Annotated in this window: 12 protein-coding genes; 3 read left to right on the top strand and 9 right to left on the bottom strand. The window is 69.2% G+C overall.

The features are described from left to right. Positions 1–528, bottom strand: a 528-nt coding sequence (locus ACWELQ_RS22310; protein ID WP_452398981.1) for an SDR family NAD(P)-dependent oxidoreductase, incomplete at its 3' end; no start/stop codon positions are given. 1 nt (position 529) lies between these two features. After that, positions 530–1,528 (bottom strand): alpha/beta hydrolase fold domain-containing protein, encoded by a 999-nt coding sequence (locus tag ACWELQ_RS22305; protein WP_452398980.1) that lies wholly within the window; start codon positions 1,526–1,528, stop codon positions 530–532. 101 nt (positions 1,529–1,629) lie between these two features. Between ACWELQ_RS22305 and ACWELQ_RS22300 the strand changes: the two genes are divergently transcribed. Next, the gene (locus ACWELQ_RS22300) at positions 1,630–2,682 is read left to right on the top strand and encodes an oxygenase MpaB family protein (protein WP_452398979.1); all 1,053 of its coding nucleotides are present in this window, start codon (positions 1,630–1,632) and stop codon (positions 2,680–2,682) included. Positions 2,683–2,741: 59 nt separating this feature from the next. Here ACWELQ_RS22300 and ACWELQ_RS22295 read toward each other — a convergent pair whose 3' ends face one another. The 5 genes from ACWELQ_RS22295 to ACWELQ_RS22275 form a co-directional block, all read right to left on the bottom strand. Beyond that, positions 2,742–2,912, bottom strand: a complete 171-nt coding sequence (locus ACWELQ_RS22295) for a hypothetical protein (protein WP_452398978.1) — start codon at positions 2,910–2,912, stop codon at positions 2,742–2,744. 249 nt (positions 2,913–3,161) lie between these two features. Beyond that, a complete protein-coding gene (locus ACWELQ_RS22290; RefSeq protein WP_452398977.1) occupies positions 3,162–4,178 on the bottom strand; it encodes an LLM class flavin-dependent oxidoreductase in 1,017 nt (338 codons plus the stop codon). 46 nt (positions 4,179–4,224) lie between these two features. Next, on the bottom strand, positions 4,225–5,415 hold the full coding sequence (locus ACWELQ_RS22285) for a DUF1501 domain-containing protein (RefSeq protein ID WP_452398976.1): 1,191 nt from the start codon (positions 5,413–5,415) through the stop codon (positions 4,225–4,227). A gap of 12 nt (positions 5,416–5,427) precedes the next feature. Further along, positions 5,428–6,732 (bottom strand): DUF1800 domain-containing protein, encoded by a 1,305-nt coding sequence (locus ACWELQ_RS22280; RefSeq protein ID WP_452398975.1) that lies wholly within the window; start codon positions 6,730–6,732, stop codon positions 5,428–5,430. A gap of 53 nt (positions 6,733–6,785) precedes the next feature. Then, on the bottom strand, positions 6,786–7,655 hold the full coding sequence (locus tag ACWELQ_RS22275) for a class I SAM-dependent methyltransferase (RefSeq protein ID WP_452398974.1): 870 nt from the start codon (positions 7,653–7,655) through the stop codon (positions 6,786–6,788). 39 nt (positions 7,656–7,694) lie between these two features. Here ACWELQ_RS22275 and ACWELQ_RS22270 point away from each other — a divergent pair, with 39 nt between their 5' ends. Beyond that, a complete protein-coding gene (locus tag ACWELQ_RS22270; protein WP_452398982.1) occupies positions 7,695–8,387 on the top strand; it encodes a haloacid dehalogenase type II in 693 nt (230 codons plus the stop codon). A gap of 55 nt (positions 8,388–8,442) precedes the next feature. Next, a complete protein-coding gene (locus ACWELQ_RS22265) occupies positions 8,443–9,774 on the top strand; it encodes a TerD family protein (RefSeq protein ID WP_452398973.1) in 1,332 nt (443 codons plus the stop codon). Positions 9,775–9,838: 64 nt separating this feature from the next. On the opposite strand, the gene ACWELQ_RS22260 is transcribed toward ACWELQ_RS22265, so the two are convergent. Both ACWELQ_RS22260 and ACWELQ_RS22255 read right to left on the bottom strand, forming a co-directional pair. Further along, positions 9,839–11,182 (bottom strand): hypothetical protein, encoded by a 1,344-nt coding sequence (locus ACWELQ_RS22260; RefSeq protein WP_452398972.1) that lies wholly within the window; start codon positions 11,180–11,182, stop codon positions 9,839–9,841. A 191-nt stretch (positions 11,183–11,373) separates the two neighbouring features. After that, positions 11,374–12,012, bottom strand: a 639-nt coding sequence (locus tag ACWELQ_RS22255) for a TerD family protein (RefSeq protein ID WP_452398971.1), incomplete at its 5' end; no start/stop codon positions are given.

Below are 12,012 nucleotides of genomic sequence, written 5' to 3'. Positions count from 1 at the left end.
GCCGACCGCGCCGAAGAAGACATTCGTCTCGACGGCGGTCCGCCAGCAGAACTCCGGCTGCCCTGCCATGGCCTCACGGGCGCATCCGGCCGCGCGCAGCCGTGGCGCGAAGATCTCACAGCCGTGCACGACGCCCCACAGATTGATGCCGAGCGCCCATTCCCAGTCGCCGAACCCGATGTCGCCCACCGGCTTTCCGCCGATGCCGACACCGGCGTTGTTGATCACCAGCGTCGGCGCGCCACGGAACACCTCCTCGGCGTACTCGGCCAGGCTCGCCACGTCCTCACGCCGCGACACGTCGCAGAAGAACGCGTGGGCCGCGCCGCCCTGTCGCTCGATCAGCCGCACCGTCTCGTCCGCGCGGTCCTTGTCGATGTCCGCGCACACCACTTCCCCACCGCGCGCGGCGAGTTCGAGCGCGAAGGCCCGCCCGATACCGCTGCCCGCGCCGGTGACCACGGCCCGCGCATGGTGCGAACGGCGCTTGCCGCCCAGGGCGAACACCACCTCATCGATCGGCCACATCTCAGCCCACCTGCTTTCGCACGGGCGAATCCGCCTGTGCCAGTGTCGAAACAACGAATCGTGCGGCCCGGCGCAGTGCCGCGGCCGCTTCGGGAACCAGCAGGGGCAGGGCCTGGAACACATGGATCCGGCCCGGCCACAGCTCGAGCTCGCACGAAACCCCGGCCGCCGCGGCCATATCCCGCAGCAGCCTGGCATCGTCGGCGAGCATCTCCCCCGCGCTGGCCTGCACGAACAGCGGCGGCAGCGCGGCACCGGACGGGATCCGCAGGGCCAGCCGCGGCGAATCAGCCGGTTCCGGAGCCGTATACAGCTCGATGAGCCGCCGTCCCACCCACGCCGGAGCCATGGGGTCGGGCAGCACCCGGTCGCGCCGTTCGGCGAGGGTCAGCGTCGGATCCATGAGCGGTGAGAACATGAAGGCCCCGGCGGGCTGCGCGACTCCGGCGATCGCGTTCTGCAGCAACAGATCCAGGGTGAGATGGCAGCCCGCGGAATCCCCGCCGATCACCAGATCACTCGCGCGATACCCGTGTTCGAGCAGCCACCGATACCCGGCGGCCGCGTCCTGCGCCGCCGCGGGGAAGGGATGCTCGGGCGCGAGCCGGTAGTCGAGCACGAACACCGGCAGCCCGGTGACCTTCGACAGCCGCGACGCCAGTCCGCGATGGGTGCGCGCCGAGCACACCACGTAACCGCTGCCGTGCAGGTAGTAGATGGCCCGATTCCCGTGCCGGACCCCGGCCGCGCGGACCCATTCGCCCCGCACGCCGCCGGAGTCGACGGGCATGATCGCGGTCCCCGGCAGGGTCGGCCCGAAGGCGGCCATGACACCCGCGATGAGCCCGCGCCCGGCCTCGATTCCGATTCGATTGTTCGGCAGCAACCCGTTGACCCGCCGCAACCCCACCACCGAGGCGGCGGCCGCGAGGCGCGTGCGCGTCGCGGCCCGCGTGGGCACCGCCTCGGACGGGAAGGTCGCCATTGACCTTGTACTCATGAGCGAAGCATCGCCGCTCAATGTGCCAGTTGTCAATGGCACATTGATAACAACCTAGAACCGGTGACGGTTACCAACCCCGCGACTGATACTTTTCGGCTATGACTGACTGGGTGTCGACGGGCGGCGAAACGGGCAGTGCGCGAACGAAACCACTGGCATGGCTCACAGCGCCGGTGGAACCCGCGGGGGACAACGGATTCTTCGGCCCCGGCTCGGTGACCTGGAAGGTCTGGGGCTATCCGACCGGGCTGTCGGTGGGATTCCAGCGGGCGGTGGTGATCGAGGAGCTGGACCCGTTCCTGGTGGCCTCGGTGCAGCACACCGGAAAGGTGTACAGCCAGGCCAGAACTCGCTACGACCACACCCTCGCGTACTTCTCGACGGTCCTGTTCGGCGATACCGAGACCGCGACCAAGGCGTCCGCGGTGCTCATGAGGATCCACGCCAAGACCGGCGTCGGCATCGAACCGCTGTCCGGATTGCCCTATGACGCCAATGATCCCGACTCACAGCTGTGGATCCACCTCACCGCGTGGCATTCGATCCTCTACGTCTACGAGCAGTTCGGTCCCGGCCCACTCTCGGACGCCGAGGAACACCAGTTCTGGAACGAGTGCGCGATCGCGGCGCAGTTGCAGACCTGCGATCCGGAGCAGGTGCCGCGCACCCGCGAGGGGATTCGCGCCTACTTCGAGGACATCCGGCCGCGCCTGGCCGCCAGCGAGGTAACCCAGCAGATGATGGATCACCTGCTCAACGCGCGGGTCATGTATCCGCCGCTGCTCGGCAGGCTCGGACCTTTCGCCTGGATGGCGAACAAATTCCTGCGCACGGCCACCATCGCGACGCTGCCGCACTGGCAGCGCGATCTGGCCGCCATCCGGCAGGGGAAGATGGCCGATCTGGCGGTGCGGCTGCTGGCCAAGCCGGTGTTCTGGGGCCTGTCCAAGAGCGGCCGACTGCAATTGACGCTGCTGGCCTGGCTCTCGCCGTCGACGGCCCCGATCGCCGCGCCATTCCTGCGCAAGATCCCGGCGCGCGAGCCGCATACGCTCACGCCCGCCGAAGCCTTCGCGCGGTGGCGGGTACCGTCCCCGGCCGAGCTCAACGCCCGGCTACATCAGTCGCTGGAGCAACGCCCCGCCGAATAGCGAAATGCCAACTGCCCCGAGGAATTCGGGGCAGTTGGCGTAGATCGTGAAGTAGGACGCTAGCGTCCGGCGTGTCCGCCGAGGGCCGCGGTGAAGATCGCGGGCCGGACGAGCGAGGCGCGCAGGTTGGCGCGCTCCTGAACGCTCAGCGTGGACCGGGAGCGCCGCGGCGCATCGCCGAGTACCGACAACACGGTGAGTGGGTTACGGGAGAAGTTGATGAAAGCCATGACAGCCCTCCTTCAGGGAGTTGGCCGGCTCATCCCGCTACGGAAGGGTGACTCCGAGGCGGTGGGCCGGGAGAGATGAGAGTGCGTGAATCGGTCTCGGACACGGACTGTCGCCGTGATTCATTCGTCCCTCACCTCCTCACGCTCGCCGTGATACCGATTACCTGCCTCGTCGATACGAAGCACAGATCGGCCATTATTACCTAAATTCGACCGACCAGTCAAATTCTGTTCACTTTCCGTTCACCTTCATAGGCTCGCGGCGGGAGCGCGCAGACCCACCGCGGCGGCCAGGCGGCGATGCGATTCCAGCCGGGCGTGCCGGTCATAGGTGCTGGTGTGGACCAGGAATTCGTCGGCCTCGGTGCGGCGCAGCACCCGCTCCAGCCCGGCGAGCACCTCGGCTTCGGTACCGGCCAGGTGCCCGCGCAGGGACTCCTCGAAGATCCGGCGCTGCCGCTCGGTCATGGGCTCACGCTCGATGACCTCAGGCGGCAGCAGCGGCGGGAATTCACCGCGGGTCCGCGACCACGCGGCCGACCATGCCTCCGGCAGCAGCAGGCGATGAGCTTGCTCGGTGGTGTCGGCGATCACCACCGAACCCGACACCACGACATAGGGCGCGTCGCCGCCGGGGCCGGGTCGGAAGGTGGACCGGTAGCCCTCGATCGCCTCGACCATGGCGTCCTCCCCGGCCGCGGCCGCGATGACCAGGGGCAGGCCGAAACGTGCGGCTCGCTCCGCGCCCGAACCGATGGCCAGCAGGAACGCGGGCACCCGCAGGCCCTCGGCGGGCCAGGCGTGCACGCCCTGGCGACCGCCGTCGAAATAGGCCAGTAGCTCGGTCAATTGCGTGTCGAAGTCCGCGGCGTCGTTCTTGTCGTGGCCGAGGGCGCGGCGCACGCCATCGGTGAAGCCGACCGACCGGCCCAATCCCATATCGAAGCGGCCCGGATACAGCGACTCCAGCACCCCGAACTGTTCGGCGACCACGAGTGGCTGGTGATTGGGCAGCATCACCCCGCCGGTGCCGACCCGGATGCGGTCGGTGGCCGCGGCGACGGCGGCGGCCAGCACGGTCGGCGCGGATCCGGCGACCCCGGGCACGCTGTGGTGCTCGGATACCCAGAAGCGGTGGTATCCCCAGTCCTCTGCGAGCCGGGCGAACTCGACGGTCTCGCGCAGGGCCTCGGGGTGCGGCTGGCCCTCGCGGACCCGGGAGCGGTCCAGGACCGAGAAGGGGATCGCCTGCCATGCCGGAGTCATGCCCAATGCCAACGCGGGTGGCGGAGTTTGATTCCGTGGCGGGGTCTCAGGCCGACAGCAGCCCGAGGTCGCCGCGGCCGGTGCCGACCACGGGGGTGGGGTCGGCGTCCAGGACCCGGTGCAGCAGTTCGTGATAGATGTCGCGGAAGTCGACGGTCGCCTTGAGGTCTCCGTTGTCGAGGTCGGTGAGGCTGGGTTCGGCGCCGTGGAAACCGGCGGCCACCGGCGCGCCCGCGAGGAAGACGGGTCCCGCGGTGCCGTGGTCGGTGCCCTCGGAGGCATTGGCGACCACGCGGCGGCCGAATTCGCTGTAGGCGAGCAGGACGACATCGCGGCCGCGCGGATGGGTGGACAGATCCTTCAGGAAGGCGGTGACGGCTGTGTCGAGTCGGGCGAGCAGTTGTTCCTGGGTGTGGCGTTCGTCGGCGTGGGTGTCGAAGCCGCCGAGGCTCACCGAGTAGACGCGGGTCGGGACACCGGCCTTGATGCACTGCGAGACCAGATCGAACTGGGCGGTCAGCGAGTCGGTCTGCTTGCCGGACCGCTGCGGGGCCGGAAGGCTTTGCCGGACAGTCTGTTCGGCCTGATAGCCGGTGCAGACTCGCAGCCGCGCCGGAGAGTCGGCCGGGTCGGTGGCGGCGAGACCGGACAGGGCCGCGGCCGAATCGGCGGACAACGGGGCCGACGCCGGATCCAGCGCTGCCGCTGTGTGTTTCGCCCCCAACGCGAGTTGTGGCAGCACCGAGCCGATATTGACCGCGCGGACCGGGTCGTCGCCGGTGGCGTCGAGCCAGCGGCCGATCCACCCGGTCGGTACCGGCTCGTCGGGTGAGGCGGTCTGCCAGATGTCCATGGACCGGAAGTGGCTGTGGTCGGGTTTGGGGTAGCCGACACCGCGCACGATGGCCAGCCGCCGGTCCTTCCAGAGTCCGGACAGGCCCTTCAGCGCCGGGTTCAGGCCGAGCTGGTCATCGAGGTGAAGGACTTCCTCGGGGCGGTAGGACAATTCGGGTCTGGCATCGTGATAGGCGTTGTCCGCGTACGGAATTACGGTGTTGATGCCGTCGTTGCCGCCGTACATCGTGAGCACCACCAGGATTCCGGATCCGGCCGCCAGCGGGGTGGTACTGGCCCGCTGGTGCAGTTCGTCCCAGGTGATCGCGGAGGCTCCCGCCACGCCGAGCGCGCCCAGCACGCCGGTGCCGACCAGGAACTGTCTGCGACTGACTCGAGCCATGGTGTATCGCCTTCAGCTGGTGAGGTATTCGGGCGTGTTGACGGCCAGGGCGGCCAGGCGCGGCGGCTGGTCGACGACCGTGGTCAGCACCTTCGCGCTGCGGTCGGACCAGGACCCGACGCCCAGCAGATGCGCGGTGGCATCCAGGCGGTCGGCGCGGCTCGCCTGCACGATCGGCGACAGATCGGCCTGCTTCACCAGATTCGTTGCCGCCGTGAGCCGCACCTGTGCCGCTGCACTCGACATCCAGCCCTGTCCGCGCGGCCAGCCGCCGACGCTGGGCGGGTAGAAGGGCAGCTGGCCCAGCGTGCGCAGGGTATTCGCGAGGGTGCGGACCTGGGCGTCGTCGGTGAGCGGAACCCGCAGGGCGCGCACCGCGCCGATCAGCCATTCGACCGGGCCGTGCACGACGGTGTCTCGGGCGGTGGCGAATTCGGGGTCGGTGAACACGGCGGTCAGCAGCGCGGAGAGATCGCGGCCCGGACCGTAGGCGGCGACGAGCCTGGCGCGGGCGGCGTCCGAGGGCGGATCGTCGGAAGCGAGCAGCTGCCACAGGCTCCCGGCCACAAATCCGGCGGCCTCGGGCCGGGCCAGCACGGCATCGCAGAAGCCCGTGGCATCCAGCGGACCCGTCACTCCCAGTACGGTTTTCGAGCCGCCGTCATGGCGTGCGGCGGCGAACGCGGCCACCCCGCCGTCGACCGTCCAGCCGGTCAAGGCGCGTGCGCCTTCGCGCACATCGGCCTCGGTGTACCCGTTGCCGTGGCCGAGGGCGAACAGTTCCATGAACTCGCGCGAGAGATTCTCGTTGGGCGCTTTCGCGGTATTGGCGGTGCCGTCCAGCCAGCGCAGCATGGCCGGGTCGATGAGCATGGCGTGGGCCAGGGTCCGGAAGTCGCCGGTCCCGTGCGCCCGCAGGGTCGCGTTCTGCGCGGCCATGGCCGCGGCGTCGCGCACCTTGGTGGCGGAGGTCGCGAAGTGGTTGTGCCAGGCCAGGGTGAGCTTCTCACGGACCGGCACCCGCACCGCCGCCATCCGCCGCAGCCACCAGTGGGTGAGCATGTCCTGCTGGGCGGTGAGCTGCGCCTGGTACTGCTTGCGCACCTCGGTGTTCGCGCTCTTGCCGGGCCGGGCGATCGGGGTGAAGCGCGGCATCGGGGTGGCCTGCGCGCCGGGATCGGACTCCGGGTCCGTGGTCAGCGCGGTGCGCAGGTAGTCGGCCACGTCCGCGACGGCGTCGATCTCGGGCCCGGTCGCCCCGAACCCGGCTCGGCGCAGTACTCGCGCGGTGCGCATCCAGTCCGGTGACAGGCCCATGGTCCGAGTATCGGCCGCCCGGACGCCGGTTACGGGTGGTGTCTCACCGAGTTTCAGTCAATCTTCAGACCCCGGCTCGCACACAGCAGCCGGGCGGTTCCGGCCGCCGAGCCGACATCCGCGGCCGGTCCGAGGTACCGGTCCATCAGTTCGGCGAAGGTCCAGTGCTCGACCGCGTCGAAGCCGAAGGACCGCAGCTGCTGAGTGAACTCGTCCGGATCCAGGCAGCTCAGAATGGGTTCGTTCAGCTTCGCGATCCGTTCGATGCGCTGTCGCAGGGCCTCGCGTTCCTCGGGATCGGTCCCCGCGCTGAGGTAGTCGGCCACCACCCGCACCGGTTGCCCCTGCTCGGCGATGAACCGGAAGGTCTCCTCGATCGCCTCGGCGGTCAGATACATCACGACACCCAGCCACACGAAGACCGCCGGTTCGTTACGGCGGAAGCCCGCGGCGGCCAAACCCGCTGCCAGGGTGCCGGTTTCGAAGTCGACCGGCACGAAGGTCAGCGACGCGGGAATCTCGATGCCCGAATCCGCGAGCATCTCGTGCTTCCACTGCTGGGTGTCGGGGTGGTCGACCTCGAAGACCCGCAGCCCGGCATGGGGATTCCGATAGCCGAAGGTGTCGAGCCCGGCCCCCAGGATGACGACCTGCCGGGTGCCGGACGCGGCGGCGTCGGCCACCACGTCCTCGGCCAGCCGGGCCCGCGCGGCCAGGAAGTAGCGCCGTCCGCGCCGCAGCGGGTCGTTGCCGCCCGGCTGATCGAGGGTCGCGGTGTCGAGATCGCCGATCCGTTCCGGCGGCACCCCCAGGATCCGCGCCGCCAGCGGGTCGGTGAATACCCGCGGCTCCCCCGAAAGCTGGTGGTAGGCACGCGCGTACGCGGTCGCCAGCGCGGTGCGACTGGCCCTCCCGGTCTCCATGATCGCCATGGTAGCCAGCCGTGGTTGGATCGGGATGTGCTGAAGGCTTTGTTGTTCGATGTGCAGGGGACGGCCACCGACTTCCATTCCACGATTCGATCGGCGGCCGAATCGATCGCCGGGCCGCTCGCGCCGGGGCACGATTGGTCCGAGTTCGTGAACAGGTGGCGGGCCGCCTATTTCACCGAGACTTCGCAGCACCCGGTCGGCGATACCTGGGTGAGCGTGGCCTCGATCTACCGCAAGACCCTGGACCCGCTGCTGGCAGCCGACGGGATCGACCTCGGTGGCGACGAGCGCGACGAGCTCGGGCGGGCCTGGGCACGGCTCGACCCCTGGCCCGATTCGGTCCCCGGCCTGACCCGATTGCGCGAGCACTACACCCTGGCCACCCTGTCGAACGCGGATGTGAGTGCGGTGGTGGAGATTTCGCGCCGCGCACGGCTGCCCTGGCACGCGATCTTCGCGGCCGAGATGGTCGGGGTGTTCAAGCCGGATCCGCGGACCTACCATCTCGCGGCCCGCTACCTGGGCTTCGAACCGTCGGAGATCATGATGGTGGCCAGCCACAAGTACGACATTCGGGCGGCCAAGGAGCTGGGCTTCGCGACGGCGTTCGTGGCCCGGCCGCTGGAATACGGCGATCCGGCGCTGGGCGACGCCGAGTTCTCCGACGAGTTCGATATCAATGCAGTGGATTTCCTGGATCTGGCCGACCAGCTCGGGTGCTGAGCGGCACCGAGACTCCTAGAGTGGCAGCAGGCGTTTCGATACGGGAGGGTCGGCCTTGTCCACTGCACTGATCAAGGGTCAGAACGGGGCTTTGAATGCCGCGGAGGTGGTGGTCACCGTGCAGGTCGCGGTGCCCGCCGAGTTGTCCGCGCTACTGGTGACCGAGCAAGGGAAGGTGCGCTCGGACGCCGATTTCGTGTTCTACAACCAGCCATCCGGGCCGGGGGTGCGGCTGCGCAACGGGGTGGCCGGGCAGCCCGCCGAGCTGGTGGTGTCCTTGGCGCAGATACCGGCGGATATCGCGCAGATCCGGGCGGTGATCACGCTCGACGGGGCCGGAGCGACGTTCGGGCGGATCGCGCCGCCGGTCGCGGTGGTCGCCGATCAGAACGGGAACCGGCTCTACGAGTACCGGATCGAGGATCTGCGGACCGAGTCGATCGTGATCGCGATGGAGCTCTACCGGCGGTTCGGGTCCTGGAAGGTACGCGCCGTCGGGCAGGGGTACGCGGGCGGGTTCGCGGCACTGGTGACCGACCACGGGGTCAGTGTCGATGAGCCCGCGCCCGTGCAGCACGCGCCCGTCGCGCCGACCCCGCCACCGCCACCACCGGTTTCGGCGTACCCCCCGCCGATCGAGCCGACGCAGGTGGCACCGCCCCCGCCGCCTGTCGCGCCGTCGTATCCCCCTGCACCACCGCCGAATTCGACCTACGCTCCCCCGCCGCCCGGATATGGCACGCAGCCACCGATGCCCGCTGCGGCTCCCCCGCCCGCCGCATCCGGCGAGCTGTCGCGCGGGCGGCCGGTGAACCTGTCCAAGGGCCAGCGCGTCACCCTGCGCAAGGAGGGCGGCGTCGCGCTCACGCGGATCCGAATGGGGCTGGGCTGGGATCCGGCCAAGCAGGGCGGCCTGTTCGGGCGGCGCGCGGTGAACATCGATCTGGATGCCTGGGTCGCGATGTTCTCCGACCGGCATCTGGTGGATGTGGCCTATTACGGGCAGTTGACGTCGAAGGACGGTTCGATCCGCCATTTCGGCGACAATCTGGTCGGCGGCGGCGGTGTGGGCGACGACGAGCAGATCTCGGTGGACCTGACTCGTGTTCCGCGCCAGGTCAATACGCTGCTGTTCATCGTCACCTCCTACCAGGGCCACACCTTCGAGCAGGTCAGCAATGCCTACTGCCGGCTGGTGGACGACACCACGCAGGCCGAGCTGGCCCGCTACGCGCTGGCGGGCGGCATGCCGTTCACCGCGATCGCCATGGCGAAGGTGCTACGGGCCGGCGGGGAATGGCGGCTGGAGGCGATCGGTGAAGGCTTCCAGGCCAAGCATCCGGGTGAGGCGGTGCCGCAGCTCGGCCGGTTCATCACCGTCGAGTGACGGTGCCGCTGAACGAGAACGAGGGCGCGTCCGCATTGACGCGCCCTCGCCTGGTGCCGGGGTGTCAGGCCCCGTAGCGCAGCACCACGAAGTTGTCGCCCTGGCTGGGGTCCTTGGTGGTCCCCGCCACCACGATCTCGCCATTGGTCTGCAACGCCAGGGCGTTGCCGTGATCGGCCGTCGTGCCGAGGTCGGTGCTCACCAGGCCGCTCTGCCCGAATCCGCTGTCCGGCTTGCCCTCCGTGGTGAAGCGGGCCAGCGCGATATTGTCGCCGGTGTTCGTCCCGGAACTGGTGCCGACGACGACGATCTTCCCGTCGGTCGCGAGGGCGACATCGGCCGCCACATCGGATTTGCCGCCGAAGTCGGCCGTCACCGAGCCGTTCGAGCCGAAAGCGGTGTCCGCCTTGCCATCCGGCAGGTAGCGCACCACCAGGAAGTTGTCGCCCTGGACCGGGTCCTTGGTGCTGCCCGCGACCACGATCTTCCCGTCGGACTGCACGGCCACCGCGTTGCCGTGATCGGCGGCGGTGCCCAGATCCGTGCTGACCTGTCCACCGGTGCCGAACCCGGTGTCCGGCTTGCCGTCCGAGCCGTAGCGGGCCAGCGCGATATTGTCCCCGGTCGTGGTGCCGTGGCTGGTCCCGGCGACCACGATCTTCCCATCGGGTTGCACCACAATGGATTTCGCCACGTCTGATTTGCCACCGAAGTCGGTGGAGACCTTGCCGCCGTTGCCGAAGGCGCTGTCCAGCTTGCCATCCGGGGCGTAGCGCACCACCACGAAGTTATCGCCCTGCGTCGGATCCATGGTGCTGCCCGCGACCAAGATCTTCCCGTCGGACTGCACGGCCACCGCGTTGCCGTGATCGGCGGCGGTGCCGAGATCCGTGCTCACCTGCCCGCCGGTACCGAATCCCGCGTCCGGCTTGCCGTCCGAGCCGTAGCGGGCCACCGCGATATTGTCCCCGGTCGTGGTGCCGTGACTGGTGCCGACGACCACGAGCTTGCCATCGGACTGGATGGCGACGGCGGCGGCCACGTCGGACTTGCCACCGAAGTCGGTGATCGCCTTCCCGCCGGTGCCGAAGTCGTTGTCCAGCTTGCCATCCGGGTTGTATCGCACCACGGCGAAGTTGTCGCCCTGTGCCGGGTCCTGGGTGCTGCCCGCCACCACGATCTTGCCGTCCGGCTGCACCACGACGGCATTGGCGCGATCGGCCGCCGAGCCGAGATCGCTGGTCACCTTGCCCCCGGTGCCGAAGCCGGAGTCCAGGACGCCGGCGGAGACAACGGAGGAGCCGTGCGCACCGGCGCAGGCGCTGAGCGTTAGTCCGGCGATGGCGAGGAAGATCGGATAGCGGATCGCTTTCGGCACCGAGCCGAGTCGACGGTACGTGCGCAACATGTGAGCTACCTCGTTTCAACAGGGAAGGGGGTAGAGCAGCACAAGATGGGAGCCACGAGAACGTCGACAGTATGGCCGCAATCAGCATTCGGTTGGGTCGAGATGAACTTGTTCGCCCGCGGCGCACCGGCGACCCGCCGGGCAACCCGGCCGCGACACGCGACCGGGGGCCACCGTTCGGGAGGAATCCGTCAGAGGAAGGGGGCGACCTGCGCGGCCGCCTCGACCGGATGTCCGGCCTGGATCGGATGACCGAGGGCCTGCACCTTCCAGATGCCGTCCTCGCGATGCACTTTCGCCACCACCATGCCGGTGTGGGCGCCGCCGGCGCTCAGATTCGACCGGGTGAGCTCGGTGCTGGTGGTGCCGTCGATCAAGCGCCAGAAGGCATTGCGCACCCGCTCGAAGGTGTGCCCGGCGTAGGAGGTGATCACGAAGACGATGGCGGTGACATGGGAGCCGACCCGGGTCAGATCGACGGTGATGACCTCGTCGTCGCCCTTGCCCTCACCGGTGAGGTTGTCGCCGGAGTGCCTGATGGCGCCGTCCTTGGTGACCAGCTGGCTGAAGTAGGCGACATCGACCAGATCGTTCCCGGCGTACACCAGGGCCGAGGCGTCGAGGTCGATCTCGGCGGGGCGCGAACCCCACTTGTGCTGGACGTGAACGGGATCCCAGCCCAGCCCCATCTTGACGAAGGTCAGGTCGGTGCCCTGCCGTCGCAGCGCCACGGTGTCGCCGGTCTTGAGCACGGGCGCGATCACCGGCGCGGCCGGGCGCGCGGGCTGGGCGGAGTTGCTCACGGCGATGCCGTGATCGGCGAGCAGTGC

It is taken from the genome of Nocardia sp. NPDC004722 (assembly GCF_053601505.1).
This window is presented reverse-complemented; position numbering and strand designations above follow the sequence as displayed.